12 protein-coding genes and 1 pseudogene are annotated in these 24,090 nt (G+C 41.1%); 5 read left to right on the top strand and 8 right to left on the bottom strand.

Annotated elements, in window-relative coordinates:
• Positions 1 to 56: 56 nt before the first annotated feature.
• Positions 57 to 365: pseudogene (locus tag RM368_RS25735) on the bottom strand (transposase); the annotation flags it as partial.
• A gap of 91 nt (positions 366 to 456) precedes the next feature.
• On the opposite strand from RM368_RS25735, the gene RM368_RS25730 reads away from it, so the two are divergent.
• The gene (locus RM368_RS25730) at positions 457 to 2,988 is read left to right on the top strand and encodes an S-layer family protein (RefSeq protein WP_322696662.1); all 2,532 of its coding nucleotides are present in this window, start codon (positions 457 to 459) and stop codon (positions 2,986 to 2,988) included.
• 398 nt (positions 2,989 to 3,386) lie between these two features.
• Here RM368_RS25730 and RM368_RS25725 read toward each other — a convergent pair whose 3' ends face one another.
• Positions 3,387 to 6,059, bottom strand: a complete 2,673-nt coding sequence (locus tag RM368_RS25725) for a CHAT domain-containing protein (protein WP_322696661.1) — start codon at positions 6,057 to 6,059, stop codon at positions 3,387 to 3,389.
• A 526-nt stretch (positions 6,060 to 6,585) separates the two neighbouring features.
• Positions 6,586 to 6,930: a hypothetical protein gene (locus RM368_RS25720; protein ID WP_322696660.1), complete on the bottom strand. Its 345-nt coding sequence runs from the start codon at positions 6,928 to 6,930 to the stop codon at positions 6,586 to 6,588.
• Positions 6,931 to 7,294: 364 nt separating this feature from the next.
• Here RM368_RS25720 and RM368_RS25715 point away from each other — a divergent pair, with 364 nt between their 5' ends.
• The 3 genes from RM368_RS25715 (at position 7,295) to RM368_RS25705 (ending at position 14,323) form a co-directional block, all read left to right on the top strand.
• The gene (locus tag RM368_RS25715; RefSeq protein ID WP_322696659.1) at positions 7,295 to 11,302 is read left to right on the top strand and encodes a filamentous hemagglutinin N-terminal domain-containing protein; all 4,008 of its coding nucleotides are present in this window, start codon (positions 7,295 to 7,297) and stop codon (positions 11,300 to 11,302) included.
• A gap of 377 nt (positions 11,303 to 11,679) precedes the next feature.
• Positions 11,680 to 12,234 (top strand): hypothetical protein, encoded by a 555-nt coding sequence (locus tag RM368_RS25710; RefSeq protein ID WP_322696658.1) that lies wholly within the window; start codon positions 11,680 to 11,682, stop codon positions 12,232 to 12,234.
• Between the two features lie 361 nt (positions 12,235 to 12,595).
• Positions 12,596 to 14,323 (top strand): ShlB/FhaC/HecB family hemolysin secretion/activation protein, encoded by a 1,728-nt coding sequence (locus RM368_RS25705; protein ID WP_322696657.1) that lies wholly within the window; start codon positions 12,596 to 12,598, stop codon positions 14,321 to 14,323.
• 49 nt (positions 14,324 to 14,372) lie between these two features.
• Here RM368_RS25705 and RM368_RS25700 read toward each other — a convergent pair whose 3' ends face one another.
• Positions 14,373 to 18,551, bottom strand: coding sequence for an S-layer family protein (locus RM368_RS25700; RefSeq protein WP_322696656.1), 4,179 nt, complete (start codon positions 18,549 to 18,551; stop codon positions 14,373 to 14,375).
• 290 nt (positions 18,552 to 18,841) lie between these two features.
• On the opposite strand from RM368_RS25700, the gene RM368_RS25695 reads away from it, so the two are divergent.
• Positions 18,842 to 19,252 (top strand): hypothetical protein, encoded by a 411-nt coding sequence (locus RM368_RS25695; protein ID WP_322696655.1) that lies wholly within the window; start codon positions 18,842 to 18,844, stop codon positions 19,250 to 19,252.
• Positions 19,253 to 19,606: 354 nt separating this feature from the next.
• Here RM368_RS25695 and RM368_RS25690 read toward each other — a convergent pair whose 3' ends face one another.
• From RM368_RS25690 to aroH, 4 genes are all read right to left on the bottom strand, one after another.
• Positions 19,607 to 20,161: a hypothetical protein gene (locus tag RM368_RS25690; RefSeq protein WP_322696654.1), complete on the bottom strand. Its 555-nt coding sequence runs from the start codon at positions 20,159 to 20,161 to the stop codon at positions 19,607 to 19,609.
• A gap of 216 nt (positions 20,162 to 20,377) precedes the next feature.
• A complete protein-coding gene (locus RM368_RS25685) occupies positions 20,378 to 22,111 on the bottom strand; it encodes a multicopper oxidase family protein (protein ID WP_322696653.1) in 1,734 nt (577 codons plus the stop codon).
• Positions 22,112 to 22,230: 119 nt separating this feature from the next.
• Complete coding sequence (gene tyrA, locus RM368_RS25680; RefSeq protein ID WP_322696652.1) at positions 22,231 to 23,466, bottom strand: bifunctional chorismate mutase/prephenate dehydrogenase; 1,236 nt, start codon at positions 23,464 to 23,466, stop codon at positions 22,231 to 22,233.
• A gap of 61 nt (positions 23,467 to 23,527) precedes the next feature.
• Positions 23,528 to 23,965, bottom strand: a complete 438-nt coding sequence (gene aroH, locus RM368_RS25675; RefSeq protein ID WP_322696651.1) for a chorismate mutase — start codon at positions 23,963 to 23,965, stop codon at positions 23,528 to 23,530.
• Positions 23,966 to 24,090 lie beyond the last annotated feature (125 nt).

Here is a 24,090-nt window from a genome sequence, read left to right as displayed (position 1 = left end):
ATGATTGGTTGTCATCAAAAAATGCACCATAGTAAATGCCTTGCAGACGAACAGTCTACGTCTTGTCGTAGTTGATGGCGGACTTGATCGTGAATCTGCTGCCAAATACCTTTACGTTGCCATTTTTGAAAGTAGCCATACACCGTTGTATAAGGCGGAAGGTCATGAGGCAACATTTCCCACTGACACCCTGTACGTTGTACGTAGAAAATGGCATTCAGAATTTCTCGTAAATCTACTTTTACTGGATGCCCAAATCCCTTGGGCGTGGGTAAAAGAGGCTTGATAATTAACCATTCAGCATCGCTTAAATCACTTGGGTAAGGTTTGCGCTCTTGGTTTTCAATTGCGGGTAGACGGCTCATCGACAACAACATAAGTGTTATTGATTTAGCCTATAGCCTGAGTCAAACGAGGCTCTGTTCTCTTTAGATTTTCTTTACGAATCAGCTCTTATTGGGTGGTTCACAAATATCTACTAGAGTTTCCGGTAAAGGTGATGCAGGTAATATTTTTGTTAATGCCCGCGACACAATTCAGCTAGATGGGATAGTTGGCTATTCGATTGCTGGTATCAAAAGTGATGTGATAACTGGAGGTGTCGGTAATGGGGGAAATATAGAAATCACAACTGGCTTGCTGTCGTTAACAAATGGTGCAAGTATTGATACAGGTACAAATGGAATAGGTAATGCAGGTAATATCACTATTAATGCTAGTGAAACTATTAATATAGACGGTTTTAGTAGGGTTTTTATTGAACAATTAGGAGAAAGTGAATTACCCAGCCGTATTAATAGTGGCGTTAGTTTTAATGGCGTAGGTAAAGGTGGAAATATCCGCATCAACACCAGAGAATTATTCTTAAACAATAAAGGTCAAATAAGTGCTGATACCTTTGGGCTGGGTGATGGAGGTAATATTTTTATTCAAGCAGCAGAAAAAATTTCCCTCAGCGATACTAATAATATTGGCTTCACTCAAATTAGTTATACTGTTCTTGATAAGGCTAGAGGTAATGCTGGCACTATCAACATTCAAACTAGAGACTTATCATTAGATAATGCTGCGATTAATAGTTACACCTCTGGACAGGGAAATGCTGGTAATATATCGATTAAAGTTGAAGATACTTTATCTTTAAATAATCAAGCATATTTTAGTAGTGCAACTTCAGAATTAGTAGGTAATGGTGGAGATATTGATATCCAAACAGGAAAGCTCTCTTTATATAATGACTCTTATTTCTTCGCTAGCACTTTTGGCAGTGGAAATGCTGGTAATATCTCAATTCAAGCAACAGATACAATTTCTCTTGCAAATGGGAGTAGTATAAGTAACAGCATCTCCGAAACAGGTGCAGGTAATGCCGGGAATATTAATATCTTTGCAAAGTCATTTTCTGTAAGCGGAGAATCTACCATTTTTAACAGCAATCTTGCTGGTAAAGGGAATGCCGGCAATATCTCAATCAATACAAAAGAGAATGTTTCTTTCACAGATGGTTCTTTCCTGAATGCTAGTACATCAGGTGAAGGTAATGCCGGGAATATCAAAATTCAAGCAGGTGGTGCTGTGACATTTTCTGGACGCAGTGAAAGACTTAGTAGCGGAGTATCTAGCGGCGTGTTGGAAACTGGTGTAGGTAACAGTGGTAATATTGAGATTGTAGCCCGTAGTTTAGAGCTATCTGATGGCGCTGATTTGTTTACATTATCTAATGGTAAAGGCAACGCGGGTAATGTCTTGATAACTACATTAGGTGACACAACAATCAAAGATAGTAATATAGCAACATTTATTGCCACAGATGGAAATGCTGGTAAGATTGCAATTCGATCAGGTGGTGATGTCTTTATTTCGGGAAAAAGCTTTTTATCCTCCATTCTTTACCTAAATGCAGTCGGTAAGGGTGGAGATATTGAAATTCAGGGGCGTAATTTTTCTTTATCCGATGGTGCTGCTCTATATTCCACTACTGCTGGTAAAGGCGATGCTGGAAATGTGCTAATTAATGCCACTGGTGACATTTCTTTCACAAATGGTTCTAACATCAATGCTGCAACAATTGGGCAGGGAAATGCAGGTAACGTCACCGTTAATGCTGGCGGTAAATTCTCTTTTCAGGGGACAACTATCGATGGTTCTAACTTTGATACTGGCATCTTTAGCATAGTTGCAACAGATGCAGGATTCACAGGTAAAGGTGAAGGCGGCAATATTAACGTTACAGCCCGTGATTTATCTCTCAATAGTGCAGCTTTATCTGCTAGTAGCCTTGGAGATGGAATTGCTGGGAATATTAACATTAATTCCGGTACTGTAAAGCTAGATAATAAAGGAATTATTGCTGCTGCAACTACCTCTGGTGATGGTGGAAATATTAACTTAACTGCTACAGATTTATTACTATTGCGTCGTAACAGCAATATCACTACAACTGCGGGGTTAGCCAAATCAAGTGGCGATGGCGGTAACATCAATATAGACTCAAAATTCATCGTCGCCAGCCCTGAAGAAAACAGCGACATCAGCGCCGATGCATACACTGGTTCCGGTGGAAGAGTCAAAATCAACTCGCAAGGTATCTTCGGTATCGAGTCACGATCAAAGCCGACTGAGAAAAGTGATATTACTGCAAGTTCCCAATTAGGTATTTCAGGTATAACAAATATTAACGCACCCGATACCAGTTCTATTCAAAACAGCTTTACTGAAGCATCTTCAAACGTCATCGACACTAATGCACTCATCGCCAATAGTTGCATTTCACGCAGTTCCAAGCAAGGAGGTACATTCTTCATTACTGGTTCTGGCGCTTTACGTAATACTCCAGGGGATCAATTAATTTCGGTATATTCCACTGGTGAGGTGCGTAATGTTGAACCAAAATCCCGCCTTTGGAAAAAAGGCGACCCGATTATTGAAGCACAAGGAGTTTATCGACTTGCTGATGGACAGTTGGTACTCAGTCGAGAATGCCATTAAAATATAGCGCTTCTGGGTTGAGTTCAATACAGACCTAACAAGAACAGTACTCATTTGTTATTTCGGAGTACTCATTTGTTATTTCGGAGTACTCATTTGTTATTTCGGGGTACTCATTTGTTATTTCGGGGTACTCATATCATGTCCGGCTAATCACTTATGATTACCGTATCTGTGCAAAAATCCCAAAAGTCTCTTTCCCCCTGCCCCCTGCCCCCTGCCCTCTAAATGATAAGTCTTCAACCGGACATGATATCATTTTTTATTTCGGCGTGTCCATAACGCACCCTACGAAACTACTAGAAGAGTTGAAACCTATGCTGGTCATACTTGTATGTACATCGTAGCCTCTAGAAGGGAAGAGTAATGGAAGTGAGGTTTTCGGGGATCTGTGGCTTTCAAAGCCAATTACCGATCGCAATCATTGGTGCCCAATACGCAGGATTATCATAACTGATATTTATACCTTCAGATGGCGGTAGTTTTTTAGCATTAATCATTTTAATTTGGGCTTTTTGCAACGCCTCTGCAATGCTCATGCCAGCTTTGCCATAGTTGGTGTAAAATGTTTTCACTAGCTCGGATGTTGACTGATCGCTGACACTCCATAAAGATGCGATCGCACTTTTAACTCCAACTTGCAATGCAACTCCAGCTAATCCTAGTGTGGCACGGTCGTCGCCAACTGCGGTTTCACATGCAGTCAATGTCAGTAGTTCGACGTTATCTGATTTACTGTTGAGGTTTCGCAGTGAGTTTTCTAATTCGCTGATGGTAAGTTTTTGGTTTTTGCCTGTGACAATAAAGGTGTCTTCAGGAATGATCCCAAATTGAGCGTGACTTGCTATGTGGACAATAGGATATGTGGTTTTGTCAAGTGTTTTCTGAAAACTTTCGGGCGAAAAATCCCGATCTATCAGGTCGGCATGATTAGGAAATATACTTTGAACTGCGCTAACTTCATCAGGAACAGCAAAAAGCGCATCAAAAGTCTTTCCGTCGATTGTGGCTGTTTCCGTCAAACCCAAAATTAACGCCTTTTGTCTACTGCGATGACCTCCGGTCGGCCGTAAACCATCGCGTGCTTTGGGTGTGGTAAGTCGTAAACTGGGAGTTGTAGCAACTGCGTAGGTTTCGACTAAATATTTCTGTTGTTGGCTGTCGTAAAGTGCTGCCATTGGCACGCTACGCAAAAAACCATCCTGAATAAACACTAGGGTTTTGACTTTCTCCGGTTTGATATCCTCAGCAAACGGGCGAATTATCCAATCATAAAGCTGTGCCGCAGTTGTTGTATCGTAGTTAATTTCTTCTTTTCCTTTAACTAGTCCTCTGCGAAACTCGGCAATTTTTGTTTGTAATGTATTGCTGCTAACTATTGTGCTTGCACCTTCTTGATTGCGGTCTTCAATCCATTTAAATTTAGTTGCCTGATTGGGTAACTGCAATAATATCCCGGTTTTACCATCTAAAATTATCGAACTCAAAAACCCAGTATTCTTAAAGGCTACACTATTATCCTTGAGGAGTTCTCCCACTTGTTTGGGATTTAAGGCACTTAAAATGCAATCATTGCCAAAATAATTCTGTAATTCTGCTAGTTTCAAAGCATCGATGGTTTTAACTACTGCCGATAATTCTTTCGCACGTTGTTCATCTGCGATTGCACCAACTCCTAGCAAATCTAGCCGCGACTGTGCCAATCTCCGATACAATGGTCGCACAACATCGCGGAAGTCAAACTGTACATCCCTTTCAGAGGTTAAAATATCGCTGCGGATATCTTCTAGGGTATCAAATGCTCGTTGATAGGATGCGATCGCTTCTTCTTTTCGATTCTGTCGATCTAAAATGCGTCCGGCTTGCCACTCCCACAAATACAAGCTATCTTTTGCACTCAATTTATTATCTGCTGCGATGATAGCAGCTTGGGTATATTTTAATGCTACTGTTTCATTCTTTGGTTGGCATTCCCAGAAATGACCCAAAGCCCCATTAGAATAAGAGATTAAGCGATTATCTTGTAAGTTTTTACTAGCTGATAGTGATTTTTGTAGTAAGTTTGATACATCTGCATTTGGTAAAATCAGGGTAGTTGGACAGTAGGTAAAAGGTAAAGTTCCTTTAGCATCTGACTGCAAGTATGCTAAATTAATTGCCCCATAGACTTTTGTAGCTGAATCGGGTAGAATTTCAAGAACCTTCAAAGCATCGTCAACAGTTTTGTGAAACTCTGGATTATTAATAACTTTGTTCTTATTTGTCTGGGAATCCAATTGAATTAAATTTAACAATCCTCGCATTTGAGCTAAAGTTTGTTTTTGGTCGCTGGCGATTTTGGTACTTTTCTGAAAATATTGGTAAGCTTGGTTATAGTCTTCTCTAGACTTTTGACTAAATTCATTTTCTTTACTAGAAATACCAGCTTTATTTGCAGAATCGGCTTGTAACTCTCGCAATTGAGCGCGACTGCTGTAAGCATTACCCAAACTATTTAACAGCAAAAAGTCATCTTCTGGATAAAGTTGTTGAGCTACGTGCAAATATTTAATTGCTTGGTCGTAATCGCCAATTAAGCGATATGCTTCACCGAGAATTCCCAAAGCTGCAACTTGACCGCGTTTGTCGTTATATTTGGTGGCGATTTGTGTAGCACTTTCGGGAGTGCATTCTATTTGCTGACTTTTATCTACCAGTTTGCCACACAAAAGTGCGATCGCTTTGCGCGGTTGTCCCAGATTGCTGTAAACTTGGGCGAGTTCTGATTTCATCCGTCCCACTTGCTGGATATTTGCTACCGTGCTATAGTCGTTAATTGCTGCCGATAGGGATGCGATCGCAGCTTTATTTTCTCCTATTTGTTGGTAAGCACGCGCCAAATTTTCATTCACAACTGCCGTAACTGACGGATTATTTTTATCCTGATTTAATGCCTCTTGCCAATGCTCGATCGCATTAAAAAATTTTCTGTCATCATAATCTTTAATGCCTTGTTCAATTAGTGCAGTGACATCTGGAGTTTGTGCAGATACAACTTGTCCAAACAATAAACAAATTACGAGACTTGCCAAAAATAATACTTTAATCAATCGATGGCGATTTAGTTTTTGATAATACTGAGTGAAGATATAAATTAGCTTTGCATAAAGAGAAATTTTAGCGACAGAATCCGCTGCTCGAAACTTCTTTGTTTGGGAGATGCAAGGCGCGAATGGTGGTCGTAAAGGTTTAGAGAGTAAGAGCTTAAAATATTTCTTTGGGTATTTCATATTTTCATTCAGCAATGTCTGGATCTGATCTTCGGTTTAAATAAGTTCTTTTTTATACATTTTTCTGTCACAAACAATTGATAGAGAAAATACTTGTATAGATTTTTTTTAATTACCAGAAATAGGAATCGAAAACTGAGTTTTGGGAAAGTGTGCAGTTTTCTGCAATTTGTCTTGCATCTAGTAACTAGAAGTGCAAGCTACATAGATTTGGAAAAAAGCGACACAATAATTGAATCACAAGGATTGTATCGCTTACCAAATGGGCAACTAATCTTGAGCCGAAGTTGTTAAAATGAAATATTCCACATATTAAATCATACCTCACTCAAATTGAAGACATTTGGGGTATTTTGTTTTTCGACTGTACACCAAGATTATCACTATTACTATTACTTAGACTTCCATCTCTATTGACACTCTGAATCTTCTTTGTACTTTCACCCACATTACTGCTGTTTTTACTACTACCCCCATTAATAAGATTTACACCACCTGCAATCAAAGCAGTACCTATAACAGGAGACGTAAAAACTCCAGTTACTATTAACGCAACTCCTAGCAAGTCTTTGAATAGACTTCCTCCTTTAATATCTAAACTCTCAGCATCAGTAAGTTCATATAATATGTCAGATTCAGAGGAATTAAGATCATTAATTTTTACAGTAGCCATGAAATAATCTCCTAGCTTAAGTTGTTTGATTTTCGATTTTTTTAAATAAAAAAATCGGTTAATGAGGTTATGTTTTAAACATTGAGTAAAGAATAAACCTTATCGGTGATTCCTCATCAGTAAGTTTTTCACAGAACCAGGGAGCGATCGCATTTTCTCAAAAGATAACGGGAAAAGTCAGGGTAAAACAAATATTGCACACATGAGGAAAGTAGCATATACAGTTTTCTGCAAAATGCCACGCACAATTATGCGATCGCACGATACCAAATTATGCAACTATATTTGCATGAAAGGTAAATGTATTATCTAGTCGTTTACCCGATTGGAAATTTTATTTTAATTTCTCCAAAGTAAATTATTTATGAATCAAGCAGATAATCCGGTAAAAGATAGTATTAAAAATATTCTTTATTTATGCCTAATATCGACTGCATTCAGCCAAGCAATGCCCGCCTCAGCACAAATCACACCCGATAACAGCCTGGGTGCAGAAGCTTCTCAACTCAATCAAAATGTGTTAATTAATGGCGCACTGGGCGACAAAATTAACGGTGGTGCAATACGCAAAAGCAATCTTTTTCATAGTTTCAGCGAGTTTAATATCCAAGATGGGCAACGAGTGTATTTTGCCAACCCAACTGGAATAGAAAATATATTGACGCGGGTAACAGGTGGGAATGCATCGAATATTTTCGGGACTTTGGGCGTTGATGGCGCAGCAAATTTGTTTTTGATTAATCCTTCGGGTATTTTATTTGGGCAGAATGCACAGTTAGATGTGCAGGGGAGTTTTGTCGGGACAACAGCCAATGGAGTGCAGTTTGGCAATCAGGGGATTTTCAGTGCGACAAACCCCCAAGCGCCGCCATTGTTGACGGTAAATCCTTCGGCGTTGTTTTTTAATCAGATTAATCAAGGTGCAGGAATTCAAAATAACTCAATTGCACGAGCCGGAACAGACCCAGCAGGTTTTAATGCATTTGGTTTACGAGTAGGAGATGGTAAAAGTTTGCTGCTAGTGGGCGGTAATGTCAGCATGGATGGGGGACGATTAAATGCTTATGGTGGAAGAGTTGAGTTAGGAGGATTAACAGCATCTGGAAATGTCAATCTTCTTTTTAATGGTGATAATCTCAGTTTGAAATTTCCTGAGAATGTGACTCGTGCTGAGGTATCACTTACTAATCAAGCGCGTGTGTCTGTAAAAGCTGCTGGTGGCGGTGATATTGCAGTTAATGCCCGAAATCTAGAGATATTAAACAAAAGTGTGCTTGATGCTGGTATTGTGGTCGGTTTGGGGACACCTGAGACTGTTGCAGGAGATATTACGCTAAATGCTACCGAAGAAATCAAAATTGTTGATTCTGAGAGCAGAAATTTAGTGAACTTGGGAGCAAAAGGCAATGGGGGTAACATTACTATCGATTCTGGTGACTTATCATTACGAGACGGCGCTTTACTTACCACCTCAACTTATGGACAGGGAAATGGAGGGAATGTGACAGTGAATGCAAAAAATGCTGTTGACCTTGCAAATAATGCTATCATCGGCAGCGTGGTGGGAGCCGAAGGTGTGGGTAAGGGTGGTAATATCGACATCAATGCAGCAACTTTGTCACTCACTAATGGCGCTTTACTGGCAACCTTTACTAGTAGTTCAGTTGATACCTACCGAGCAGGAAGAGGGGATGCAGGCAATATCAATATTTTGGTAGGTGACTTATCATTACGAGATGGCGCTAGAATTGATGCCGACACTTCTGGACAGGGGAATGCAGGGAATGTAAGAGTGAGTGCAAAAAATGCTGTTGACCTTGCAGGCAATGCTAGAATCTTCAGCGGGGTGGGAGCCGAAGGTGTGGGTAAGGGTGGTAATATTGACATCAATGCAGCAACCCTATCACTCACTGATCGCGCTCAACTGCAAACCTTTACTAGTGGTTCATCTGATAGCTTCCCAGCAGGAAGAGGGGATGCAGGCAATATCAATATTTTGGTAGGTGACTTATCATTACGAGATGGCGCTAGAATTGATGCCGACACTTCTGGACAGGGGAATGCAGGGAATGTGAGAGTGAGTGCAAAAAATGCTGTTGACCTTGCAGGTAATGCTAGAATCTCCAGTAGGGTGGGAGAGGGAGGTGTAGGTAAGGGAGGTAATATCGACATCAATACAGCAACCCTGTCACTCATTGATGGCGCTCAACTGCTAACCTTTACTAATAAAGCATTTGATACCCAACCAGCAGGAAGAGGGGATGCAGGAAATGTCAATATTTTGGTAACAGGCGCTGTTGATATTGCTGGGGATAAAAATGGTGTTCCCAGTGGTATTTTCAGCTATATTGACACAGGAACAGTTGGCAATGGGGGTAACATTACCATTGATTCTGGTAACTTCTCATTACGAGACGGCGCTGTACTTCGTGCCTCAACTTCGGGACAGGGAAATGCGGGGAATGTGACAGTGAGTGCAAAAAATGCTGTTGACCTTGTAAACGCTCGTATCCTCAGCACGGTAGAAGCAGGAGGTGTAGGTAAGGGAGGTAATATCGACATCAATGCAGCAACGCTGTCACTCACTGATGGCGCTCTACTGCTAACCTCAACTTTGGGACAGGGAAATGCGGGGAATGTGACAGTGAGTGCAAAAAATGCTGTTGACCTTGTAAACGCTCGTATCCTCAGCACGGTAGAAGCAGGAGGTGTAGGTAAGGGAGGTAATATCGACATCAATGCAGCAACACTGTCACTTACCGATGGCGCTTCACTGGAAACCTCAACTTTGGGGCAGGGAAATGCGGGAAATGTGACAGTGAGTGCAAAAAATGCTGTTAACCTTGCAGATAGTAACATCCTCAGTACGGTGGAAGCAGGAGGTGTAGGTAAGGGAGGTAACATCAATATCAATGCAGCAAACCTGTCACTCACTGATAGCGCTTCACTGCGAACCCTCACTAGTAGTGCATTTGATACCCAACCAGCAGGAAGAGGGGATGCAGGAAATGTCAATATTTTGGTAACAGGCGCTGTTGATATTGCTGGGGAGAAAAATGGTTTTCCCAGTGGGATTTTCAGCCTTGTTGACACAGGAACAGTTGGCAATGGGGGTAACATTACCATTGATTCTGGCGACTTCTCATTACGAGATGGCGCTATACTTGTAACCTCAACTTTGGGACAGGGAAATGCGGGAAATGTGACAGTGAGTGCAAAAAATGCTGTTAACCTTGCAGATAGTAACATCCTCAGTACGGTGGAAGCAGGAGGTGTAGGTAAGGGAGGTAACATCAATATCAATGCAGCAAACCTGTCACTCACTGATAGCGCTTCACTGCGAACCCTCACTAGTAGTGCATTTGATACCCAACCAGCAGGAAGAGGGGATGCAGGAAATGTCAATATTTTGGTAACAGGCGCTGTTGATATTGCTGGGGAGAAAAATGGTTTTCCCAGTGGGATTTTCAGCCTTGTTGACACAGGAACAGTTGGCAATGGGGGTAACATTACCATTGATTCTAGTGACTTCTCATTACGAGACGGCGCTGGACTTGTTGCCTCAACTTTGGGACAGGGAAATGCGGGGAATGTGACAGTGGCTGCAAAAAATGCTGTTTATTTTGCAAACGCTGGTATCCTCACTACAGTGGAAGCAGGAACAGTTAGCAATGGGGGTAACATTGAAATCAACTCACCCAAAATTACCTTAGACAACCAAGGCAAACTCAGCGCTGAATCTGCATCCGGTAATGGTGGTAACATCAACGTCAACAGTGACTTACTCTTACTCCGTCGTGGCGCTCAAATTTCCACCAGCGCCGGGACAGCGCAATCAGGTGGCGATGGCGGTAACATCAATATCAACTCGAAATTTATCGTTGCAGTTCCCAACGAAAACAGCGATATCAGCGCTAACGCCTTTTCGGGAACTGGTGGAAACATCCAAATCAACTCCCAAGGTATCTTCGGTATTGAGTCGCGGCCAAAACCAACCGAAAAAAGCGATATCACTGCAAGTTCAGAATTAGGGGTTTCCGGTGTAACAAATATCAATACACCCGATAACAGTTCTATTCAAAACAGCCTCACTGAATTACCACAAAATGCGATTGATACCAACGCACTTATCGCTAATAGCTGCATTTCACGCGGTACAAAACGACAAGAAAACTCTTTTACCATTACAGGTTCTGGTGCTTTAACTCCCAATCGTCCTGGGATTTTGGTTTCAAACTACACAACTGGCGAGGTGAGAGGTGTCGATATTACATCTCGTCGTCCTTGGAAAAAAGGCGACCCGATTATTGAACCGCAAGGATTGTATCAATTACCCAATGGGCAATTAATTTTGAGTCGAAGTTGTTCGTGAATATAAATGCACATATTACGCCGTGTGCAACTTAATTTTGTTAAACCTTGATTCCATTGTGGGGTAGGCATCTTGCCTGCCCAGAAAGGACGGACAAGATGTCCATCCCACAAGAATAAAAAAAAGTCGCACATCGCGTCATATTGGGAAAATCTGGCGTTGCAGTTTTCTGCAAAATGATATGCACCATCATGCGATCGCACTATCCAAATCATGCAACTATATATGCATAAAAGGTGAATGCATTACTTAGTCATATCCCTTAATCTGAGTATTAAAGAAACGGTTAATAAATCGAAAAACAACAAAAATCATCAATTTATCAACCATTGCTGATGAAATTGTCGTTATTTTTTAACTTAGATTAGAGGTTGATTATGTTTTCTGAACTAGTTCGCAACACAGTTTTAGCGACATCTTTGACATTACCGAATTTCAAACAAACTACTTCCATTGCAATTTTAGTAGCTGGAATTGGATTGTTTGGTATCAAGTCAGTAGATGCGAGAAATGCCTTAGTACAAACACCAGATATTTCTCAATCTTCATCATATGCGATCGCGCAACTCTTAGATGCAAATTCTCCGATTTACGGAAGTTGGAAGCTCAGATATAGCATTGATGGAATCGTTTATCAAAGCGTGCTGGTGATGGAGGGATATTCTGGAGTGATGAGAACTAGATATTTTGACCCTAGTATAAATCAGAAGCAGGGTGTAGACCAAAACATTAGCCTCAAGTCTTCTCCTCAAGGATTAGTTTTGTTGGGATATAACCCAGTCTATGCTGGGACTTCCAGAAGACACCCTACTTATGCTGCTGATAATTTTTTGTTTTCTGTTGAGCCTGATGGTTCACTAACAGCATATACTTGCGATGAGCGAAGCCAATGTTCGGCTGTAGATATAGAAAGAATAGTGTCTCAATATTAAATAAACATAGCGTAAATTATCTGGCTTTCAAGTTCCCTGGTGAAAAGCAACACTGACAAGTCAGCGCTTGCGTTATTGCGTATTGTTTTATTACTGCATTTATTGTCTTATTTATCAATACCTAAATCCTAAATATTAGAATGACCAAATCAGAGCTTGATGAGATTATTTCATCTTTATGCAATCATCAAGCAACCTATTATGGTATTTTAATTGAGTGATAACCTTTGCCAAATATCTAATTATTAATGCGATCGCTAAGTCAGTTGGTGGCAATAAAAAGAAGTATGTTACGAAGCGTAAATATATCTAACAACCTTACCAATAACAAACGATCGCCCTTTCAAATCATAAATAAATAATGAGTTCATACTTTCGGTTTTCAAAGCTTTTTTTCATATTACTTACGTGCATCAGCATCACTCCACTTGCAGTATTTGCACAATCGACACCCCCGCCAGGAGTCACAATTCCCCCTGATACACCAGGGAAAGTTGAAGAAACTCTACCCCAACCATCACCTACACCAACACTTCCGGCGACACCACCGACACCAACTGTTCCCATACTCCCATCACCCCCACAGGAAAATCTACCCGACACCATCTTTCCTAGTGGTAAAAGTTTCTTTGTCAAACAAATTCAAGTCACAGGCTATTCTGTTTTAGAAGATGAAATCATCAAATTAAAACAGCTCTTAGAAAATAAAAACATTACATTTGAGCAGTTATTGCAACTGCGATCGCAAATCACTAAACTCTATGTTGATAATGGCTATATTACCAGTGGTGCATTTATTCCCAACAATCAAAATATCGCTAGCGGTGTTGTGCAAATCCAAGTAGTGGAAGGTGAACTCGAAGGAATTTCTATTTTAGGGTTAGAAAGATTGCAACCTGCATACGTGCGTTCCCGGATTGCTCGGTTGGCGCGTAAGCCTTTAAATCAAAAACGCATCGAAGAAGCGCTGCAATTATTACAACTCGATCCGGTAATTGAACGAGTTAATGCTGAGTTAACCGCAGGTAGCACCCCAGGTAGCAATATTTTACAGGTGACAATTACTGAATCGCCACCATTCCACCTTGGGGTGAACTTTGCCAATAACCAATCACCTAGCGTTGGTTCAGAACAAGGGAGTGTTTTTATTGCTCACGATAATTTTTTAGGGTTTGGGGATAAATTCAACGCTGAATATGCTGGTAGTGAAGGTTTAGACATTTACAATATCAGTTATTCTATTCCCTTTAACGCCCTAGATGGAACTATTGGTGTCCGCTATAGCAACAGTGCTAGCCGGATTATTGAAAGCGAATTTCGTGACTTAGATATCCGCAGCCAAGCCGAAACCCTTTCTTTTAACCTCCGTCAACCGCTAATTCACACACCAAATAAGGAATTTGCTCTTTCGTTAGCATTCGATTTACGGCGCAGTCAAACCTTTATACTCAATGATATCCCCTTCTCCTTTACTGAAGGCCCCGAAGATGGGGAATCAAGAGTTACAGTAATTCGCTTTTCTCAAGATTGGTTACAACGTAATGCTAACAGTGTTTTAGCGGCGCGATCGCAATTTAGTTTTGGCATCGATGCAATTGACGCAACTATCAACGATAGTGGTACTGATGGGCGTTTTTTCTCTTGGGTGGGACAATTTCAATGGGTGCAACGGCTATCTCCCCGCATTTTGATGCTGGCCAAAGTTAACACTCAACTTACTCCTGATTCCTTACTTTCGCTGGAAAAAATCAGCATTGGCGGAGTTGATACAGTGCGCGGTTATAGTCAAAATCAACTTGTTGCTGACAATGGGGTAGTTGGAGGTGTGGAAGTTCGTATTCCCCTAACATCAAATGTGCAAACTTTACAGCTAATACCCTTTTTTGACATCGGCACAACTTGGAACAATCGCGCTAGCAATCCTGACCCACAAACCATTGCTAGCCTGGGTTTGGGCTTAAATTGGCAACCTTTTAACGGTTTGGTATTGCGTGCAGACTATGGTATACCATTTATAGGCACAAGCGATCGCGGTAATTCACTGCAAGATAATGGCTTTAATTTTTCAGTGCTATATCAGCCGTTTTAATTTTGAATTTTGAATTTTGAATTTTGAACTGGCATCTAAATATATAACATTAATTAGAACATTCTCGACTCAATAGCAACTGCCCATTATTCAGCCGATATAGACCAGTCGGTTCGATAATCGGATCGCCTTTCTTCCAAGGACGGGATGTAGTTTCCACACCTCTTACTTCACCAGTTGTGTAGTTAGAAACCAAAACCCCAGGACGATTAGTAGTTAAAGCACCAGAACCTGTAATAGTAAAAGAGTTTTCTTGTCGCTTTGTGCCGCGTGAAATGCAACTATTGGCGATGAGTGCGCTGGTGTCGATGACTGGGGGTAATTCGGTGAAGCTGTTTTGAATGGAACTAGTATCAGGTGCGTTAATGTTGATAGCACCTGAAACACCTTGTTCAGAACTAGCTGTAATATCACTTTTTTCCGTTGGTTTTGTCCGCGACTCGATACCGAAGATACCTTGCGAGTTAATTTCGACATTTCCACCGCGTCCTTGAAAGGCGTTGGCGCTAATGTCGCTGTTTTCTTTGGAAGGGGCGACAATAAATTTTGAGTTGATATTGATGTTACCGCCATTACCACCAGCTTGTGCCGTACCTGCGTTAGTGGAGATTTGACCACCACGCCGCATTAGAAGTAAATCCCTAATTACCAGCTTAATATTACCCCCATTGCCTGATGCTGATTCAGCAATGAATCTTCCCTGTTTATCTAAAGTAACTTTGGGCGAGTTAACTTCAATATCACCTGCAACACCAAAGCCTGAAGAACGAACAAAGAAACCACTATTAGCATCATCTTCGGGAAACCTTTTAGGAAGTTGAGTTTCTGTATTATCAGGATTTATGTAGGTATCTGAAACAATTACTTGGTCTTTAGCATTGACTATAATCTTACCTGCATTACCACCTCTCGTGGTATTTGTAATAAGTTGCCCACCATTACGAGCCTCCACTATTCGTGCATTGACTGTAATATTTCCACCATCACCAAAATTATAAGTTCTTGCGTCTAATAAAGCACTATCAGATATTAGAAAAACATCAGTATTTACAGCGATATTGCCACTATTACCTGAAGTTTCAGTATCTGTAAATAATCCACTGGAACTGCCAGTGATTGAATTAAAACCAGAAATCTTAACACTGTCAGTTGCATTAATCTGGATATTGCCAGCTTTAAGGTAATTGCTAATAAATTCAAAAGCATCTACAGAAGGATTTCCAGGAGAAGTAATTTCTACACCAGCAAAAAGTCCACGACTAGTGGTAACAAATTGAGCGCCATTCGATAGTGAGAGAGAGTTCGCTGTAACATTGATTTCTCCACCATTACCTAATCCTTCACTTTCTATAGAACTAAATATAAAACCATTTGAAAAAGACGCAGAATCCTTAGCTTGTATGAAGACATTACCTGCATTTCCTTCTCCAGAGGTACTAGTCGAAATTCTGGCATCATCTGTTACAGATAACGAGCCAGAGGATATATTAATGTCTCCGCCTTTACCAACCGTTCTTCTTCCTAAGTCGCTTATAATTCCAGTTGTCTTTCCTTCTCTGATTCCAGCGATCGCAACTGCACCCGTGACATCGATATTAACATTGCCTGCACTTCCCTGGTTGAATGGCTGTCTAACAGAACTATCATCATTATTTTCAACAGAGGTTACTAGTTGAGCGCCATCACTAATGGAGAGTGAAGCGGCCTTGATGTTGATATTGGCACCATTACCCTCATTTTTGGAGTTCACGTCACTGAGGATGGCAGTATTATTTCCTGAAATTGAAACAGAACCAGAAGCACTAATAAACACATTTCCTGCATCCCCTCGTCCAACAGTACCAGAAGCTAATTGAGCGCCGTTGTTCAAGAAAAGTGAGCCAGTAGTGATATTGAGATCCCCTCCCTTACCCGCACCTGTTGCTCTGACACTACTGGAAATTTTACTACTTCTGTCAATAGAGACTGTATCACTGGCATTAATTATCACATTACCAGCATTTCCCTTTCCGGCAGTGCTTACTTCTAAGCCAGCACCATTAGTAATGACTACTGATCCAGTATTAATCAGGATTTTACCACCGTTACCTACCGCTCCTGCTAGTACCAAACTGCGAGCCGCGCTATTTAATCCATTACTGCCTATACCATCAAAAACAACTGTATCACGAGCATCGATGCTCACATTACCTGCATCTCCTCGTCCAAGGGTGCTAGTAGTTAAAAAAGCACCATTTGTCATAGACAGTGAGCCTGTGGTGATGTTAATACCACCTCCTTTGCCTACTGCTTCAGCTCCTGATATACTGAAAGCCGCACTGTCTGCACCGTCAAAATTTACTGTATCGCTAGCATTAATGGTTACATTACCAGCATCTCCCTGACCAAAACTGCTGGCACTCAATTGTGACCCGTTGTTCACAGAGAGCTTTCTAGTGTTGATGTTTATCGTACCTGCTTTCCCCACTCCTCTAGGATTTACAAGAGCAAAGGCTAGGCTTCCCACATCAAAGAAGGCTATATCACTGGCGTTGATATTCACATTGCCTGCATCTCCTCGTCCACTAGTACTGGCTGATAATCCTGCGTTATTAGTGACAAAAAGTGACTTAGTGGTGATATTGATGCCACCAGCTTTACCTACCGCTCCCTCTCCTAATATGCTCAAAGCCCCACTGTCTGCTCCATCAAAATTTACTGTATCGCTAGCATTAATGGTTACATTACCAGCATCTCCCCGTCCAAAACTGCTAGCACTCAGTTCTGAACCATTTTTCACAGACAGCGACCTGGCGTTGATATTCACATTGCCGCTTTTTCCTACTCCTTGAGTTCTCATTTCGCTAAAAGCCTGGCTCCTTTGATCAAAAGAGACACTATCGCGTGCATTGATATTAATAATCCCTGCATTTCCTCGTCCACCAGTACTAGTAAACAAGTTTGTATTATTGCTCAAAGATACTAACCCAGCTTTAATGGAAATATTGCCAGCATTCCCGACTGCTTCATATCCAATTGCGCTAAAAACATTAGCCCCATTAAACAAAACATTTTCACGAGCATCTATAATGATATTTCCCGCATTCCCTTGTCCTAAATTTGAGGCAGTAAGTAGAGCGCTATCCTCTAAGATAAGGGAATTAGAATTTATGGTAATATTACCTCCATTGCCTTTTGCTCCCGAATTCACAAAATTGCGAATTCCACTCCCAACTCCAGCAACTTTGATTTCTCCGGTAGCATTAAGTGTAATATCACCTGCAACAGTCTCAGGTGTACCCAAACCTTGCCCAATGCCAGCAATCAGCAGACTTTCTTCTAAAATATCTATATTACGAGCGTTGACTATGATGTCTCCACCATCACTAGCGCTTACATTTATATTTGCAGCATTTTTGAGAGACACATCTGCCCGGGTGACATTCTCTGGAAACGTTAGACTGAAATTATTATCATCTAGCTGAAGATTAATATTTCCAGGAGCAGACAATCCTCCTAACTCAACTCGACCACCATAGGCTCGCAATCTGCCACCATCCATATTAATGTCGCTACCTACAAGTAGTAAACTCTTCCTATCTGGCACTCGTAAACCAGATGCATTCATGCCTAAAGGAGATATTCCTGCTGGTACAATTGAGCTATTTTGAATTGCTGCATTCTTATTAATCTGATTAAAAAATAAAGCCGAAGGATTAATAGTCAATAATGGCGCGGCTTGGGGATTTGTGGCACTAAAAACACCCTGATTACCAAACTGTACTCCGTTCGCCGTCGTCCCCACAAAAGAACCCTGCACATCTAGACTGGCATCTTTTCCAAACACAATCCCATTAGGATTTATCAAAAATACATTAGGATTAGAACTACCAAGTGTGCCGAGTCTCCCCAAAATTTCTGAAGGGTTATTCCCCGTCACCCGTACCAGAATATTTTGAATATCTGCGCTAGGACTCAAGAAATACGCCCCCCGCCCCTCGCTGATATTAAATTCTCCAAAGCTGTGAAACAGATTGATTTGGCGAGTTGCACCACCCGTAATTAGTTCTATAGGTAGTCCCTGAAAGTTGCCTATAACTTGAGAGAACTCAGCGCCAAGTGTCTTGTCGGGTACGATATTACTTTGCTGTGCCTGAGTTTTAGCAGTGAAGATACTTGCACTTAAGCAGCCCGCTAACCCTGCCAATCCAAACTGCAAACACCTGTGTAATGCGTATCTTATCGTCATAGGGTGCTATTCATCATGATTATTTGAGTATCTAATAAAACTGCACCTTGGGACGATAAACAAGCGAATATTCATTAATTACGCAGTTTTCTGCAATAGTGCGATCGCATTTGTGCATTCTTTAGGTATGAGAACTGCACACAAACAAGCAGAAAAGGTGGATGTGTTGCATGAATATGTCAGATATTGTGTAACTCATTGCCAATAGTAAAACTAGTGTACGAATTTTTACTAAGGTTGCATCACCCATAACAATAATTTTTATAATGGTCAGAATAATGTTGAAAAGAATGGTTGTATCCTTACTCACCTCCGTTGGTCTATTAAGCCTAAATGCTAGCCCTACATTAGCAAAACCAGCCAATAATTTTAGATATCACCAAACCTTTTATCCATCAACTTGCAGCATTGCAATTGATGGCGAAAAATATGGCTGTGACTATACAGTTATGGGGGCTTTCAGCGATGCTAGCGCTAACCTCAAACTCTGTTCTACACGCTATTGTTTAATCCTTATGCTTACTCCTAGCCAACTTGCTAATCTAGGAGATGGCGAAGATTTCTACGTCAGTCAAATTGCTTGGCAAAGAGGTAATATAGTAAGTGACCAATGGGATGTATCTATGCAATGTGGTTTCAAATCGGATGCAATAGGATGTTGGGAGAATTTGAGAACGGTAGCGCGATCGCAATTTATCTAGAGTAGAATGTTTCTCTGTAAATATCTGTGACAATCTCAGCCATTGGCGTAAAATATTGCCAAACTACAAATCAAGCCGTCACACAACACCTTGAAAGGACTAATTGTAATTACCTAAAATCCCTATTATGAATTAGGGTGACAAGGCTAAAATGTTGTAATAGATTTTTGATAAAATTGAGATAAATTAATGCATTATGCTTTTTTCTAATACACTGTTTTAGCCTTGACGTGCAACTAAAAACGGGATTTGGGGTAATTAAATTATTTGTGTGTAGTCCGTAGGCTTTGATAGAAGGTTAGAGGGAATCTAAAAGTACTTAAAATCCCGGTGATAAACTTTTAAAACTATCTGTTAATTAGCAATGCCTCCATTGGAATGATTGATTTTTTTAAGAGCGAGCCTAACGTTGATTTTGTTGATAGCTACTAAAACAGTTAGACTTAATATTCCCAACATTAAAGAAGACTCAGGTATAGGTGTTATAGAAAAAGAACTGAGGGGATAACCTGTATAGTAACCTTGATATCCAACTTCTAAATAGTCATAAGTGTTAAAAATATTGTATGACACTTTTCCTGCGGTGAAAGCAAATCCAAATTCACTCAATGCTGGAGAATCAGCTAGTAAGAGATTGTCATTGTCAAGAAATGAACCTGGAGGTAATAAAGATTCTATTGGATCGCTATTTCTAGTGCCAGTAATATCTATAATCTCATAACTATTTGTGGCGGAATGGTAAGAGCTAGTTGTTAATGTTCCACTGGCTATAACATTGTCATTTGGGTTCAGTACACTTGTACCAGAGTAGTAAAAATTAAACATGGCAGCCGAAACAGGAGCCATCATAGCCGTTAGAAAACAGATCGTACCAGTAAAAGTAGCTGCAAGTTTTTTGTCAAAATTCATTCTATTTTTCCTTTTATTTCAAATCACTATTAAGATCGTCTTTGGTTAATAGATTTCTTGGCATTTGTCGGGAAAAGGGGGAAAGATTTGTTATTTTCCCTTTCCCCTTTAACCTTTCCCCTTTTCCCACCTCTTGCAAAAGTTCTTTTTGCAAGAGGTCGAATGACTTATTCCTAAAAAACCCCATCTTTGATTCTCTTCTCAACACATACGAAGCTACGGTAGAACGTCAAAAGGTAGCATCATGTCGTTATCCTCGTGATTCAGCATGTGGCAGTGCCACACAAATCGTCCAGTGAATGAATTGCCAAAAGGTAAGTTTGCTGCGGCTTTAGCACCAAAAGGAACTATCACACGAACCACCTCAAACGGATTGACTACTACAGTATCTTTCCAACCAGCCTCGTTCGCTGCTGGCGGTTTTGCTGAACCTTTTAAATAGGGGGTAGGGTCGAGTGGTGGATAACCGTATGGGACTGTATCCCCACCAGGTGCGTTGTGCATGAGTACTTTACGCGGCCCAGTAGCCCTGTATGCTGCTGAGTATGCAGTATCATTGATTGATTGACGGTTGAGGATTTGAAATGGTACTAGATGCAGGTGCATTGTGTGAGCAAATGGCTGAAGATTGATAAAGTTCCACTGCTCTACTGTGTCTACTTGTGGTTGCTCTCTCAATTCTGGGTGGTTGGCTGCCTCATGCCAGTAAACGGCGTTGAGTATCATGGCTAAGACTTTAAAATTAGAGTCCAAAATATCTATTAGAACCAGGTTGCGCTCTTTGACTGGTTTCGTAGCAATTTTTGTGATTAATGGATTGTTTACTCGCAGCCTTGTGGGAATAGCTTTAGGAACGGCAGCACCCTGATTCACTGTAAACTGCATAACTTCTGGCATTTTAAAGAAACCCTGAGCAATTACCGTAGCTAAACCTTTGGGATACGGTGCAGCAGCGTCGTTTTGCAATACAATCTTGTCTTCTGGCAGGCTTTGAGAAAAATCGATGAGCACGTCTGCTCGTTCACCAGGCCCTAGCAGTAGCTTAGACAAATATACTGGAGCGTTTAGGAATCCTCCGTCACTGCCAATTTGAATTAGTTGCTGATTTGACGACAGCTTTAATCTGAAGAATCGGGAGTTTGAGGCGTTGACGATGCGGAAGCGGTACAAAGTTCGGTCAACATTGAGGTTTGGCCAAGCCTTGCCGTTGACGACAGCAACATCAGCATAAAACTCAGTTTTCCATGTCGCTGGAAAGGACATGGAACCATTGGAATCGAAGGAATGATCTTGCAGCACCAACGGTATTTCATAAGGCGCTCCAGCAGGGATACCAAGGGGGCCATTGCCACCAATGGGATCGTCATCATCCCTAATCAGATACATTCCAGCTAACCCGGCTTGGAGGTTCAAGGCGGTCATGCCAAGGGAATGGTCATGATACCAGAGTGTTCCTGCCTCTTGATTGTTGTTGTAGTTGTACACATTGCTCTGTCCAGGCAGATATGTATCTTCTGAATAACCATCGCTTTCAGGTTTGGTATTGCTGCCGTGTAAGTGGATGATTGTTCGGGGATTAGTTATGTCGGATGCATTGACACCATGCAAGTTTGTATCTACTGACCTAGCTAATGGATGAGTGCCAAGTTTATTGAATGCCTGAATCCTAACGGGCGTTCCCCTTGCTACCTCGAAAGTGGGGCCAAGATAAGACAATCCGCCGTAACCCCAGGTGGTAGAAGACCCTAAGCTGCTGTGGAACGAGTGTGTACCTGGTGCAATATCTAAGGTACTAGGCGGTGAAATTGGGTATGAAATGGGCAGAGACTCGGTAAATTTTGAAAGTGAGGGCGAGGCTGCATGAGTTCTCTTTCCTTTAAGTAGTTCGGGGAGCAGAACTCCGGCTCCTAAACCTACACTCATCGTTAAAAATTGCTTTCTAGTTAACATTTTTGATTTTGATTGTAAAAATTAGCATTGAGTCTACAAGGAATTGGACTTACGCAAGAACTCTTTGAAACTCTGATTTCTTTGTGTCCAACTCTTACGAGATGCTGCGCGAATGCACTCTACCCTTTGGATTCAATAGTTCTTCCATGAGAAAGAACCTCGGCTCGTGGTGCTATAGGTTGATTAGCGATCGCTACGCCCGCCGTTGGCGTTCGCGTTAGCGTCTCTGAAAGAGAAGCCTCTCGTAGAGAAGGCATCGTATGTTTACTAAAACATAGTTGTTTTTGTTCGACATCTTTAGCTGCTAAGAGTGTGCTCAAGAAGTCAATTACATGAGTACTTTCTTCTACAGCAGAGTGCATTTCTTCTGCCAAAAAACTATGAGTTGCTTTGAACTCCTGAATTAAACTATCTCGATCGTTTTGAATAACTAATTGCGCCAACCGATTATAAGCGATCGCTAGCTGCCCAATAGCTTCTTGACGCTCTGATGTCGCAAGCATAATATCCACTACCAGAGGTGCAGACTGGCTAAACAAGCGACCAACTATGTCCATTTCTAGACGAAAAACTGGGCTTGAAAAATCTAAGCTCCGATGGATGTCAATGTTTTGTTCTGCTAGGAAAACACCAAGACTAAACGTTGTAAAATTACGGATTGCTTGAACAGCAATCATCATTTCATCGTGTTCTTCTGGTGTTGACACAATCAGTTTACCACCATCATGTTCAATTAAATCCAAAAGCCATTGAAATGCATCGTCTCCACGACCAGAACAGACTACCACCTTTTGGCACAAGAAGGATTTTATGCCTGGGCCAAACATTGGATGTAAGCTCATTACTGGGCCACTATGCTGCTCAAGCATAGTCTGTAATATTGGAGTTTTAATACTAGCAATATCAGCTAAAGCAGTAGTTGGAGATAAGTATTTAGCAAGTTTATGGATAACCTCTATTGTATATTCAATAGGAACACAAACTAAAACTAAATCTGCTTTTTTTAGTAGCGATTCTGCTTGTTCCCAGTCTCCTTGATCGAGAATACTGATGTAGTGACCGGCGGCTGATAACTTCTGCTGAAAAAAGTACCCCATCATCCCGCGCCCACCAACTAGAGTAACCCGTCGTGGTTTGGTATTTGCTGGAGGCGAAAATGCATTAGCAGCAGAGGTACAACCTGTAACCAGGTTTTTCCACATTGACTCTGGAACACCAGCCTGCACTAAGGAGAATGCAAAATTAGTAATTTGTTCTTCTAAAGATATAAATTGTGATTCAGCTAAAACTGCAATTCTTTTACTTAGTAAATCAATGAGTTGTTGGTCAATTTGTTTCAGCTTTTCTGGAAGCATAAGACCTCTCAAATATATAATTATTTTTTCGAGATATAGCGATATCTGCGACGGGCTACGCCTAACTGCATCTCGCTATATCTGGGCGTAACTGTGCAGCACCACGTAAATAGATCGGGCGTAATGCATTTTGAGGCATGGGGGTATTAAAGTGAATTAGCACCCGAATACAGCATTTCAGGCTACCGTTTACCTGCATTTGCTGGACATCCAATAGAGGAACTCGATCCCAGTTAGGACGTTGACGTGCCACCGCAGCTGGAAACATTGCATCTAAATCAGGAGTCGCTGAAAAGGTGACACTAACAATTTCAGCAGGATCTAAAGGATTGTTTGCTTCTAAAGCATTCAATAACTCATCTACAGCCTCAGCGATCGCTTGTGCTGAGTTTTGGCTAACTGTAGTTGCACCTCGGAGTCCTCGCACCCGCCATTCTGCAAGTGGCGCTGATATATGATTTTGTTGGTATGTATGTGTAAGCAATGTGAACTTATCCATGTTGATTTAACCCTTAAAAACTTAATTTTTGTCTCAATACAAAGTTTTAGTTAGCGACTCTTTCAACTCAAGATAATTAGAGATTTTTTTCGATTTTTTAGTCTAACTTTCAGAAACAGTAAAGG

It is taken from the genome of Nostoc sp. DedSLP03 (assembly GCF_034530815.1).
GTDB lineage: Bacteria > Cyanobacteriota > Cyanobacteriia > Cyanobacteriales > Nostocaceae > Nostoc.
The sequence above is the reverse complement of the archived record's forward strand: the minus strand, read 5'-3'. Positions and strand labels throughout refer to the sequence as shown.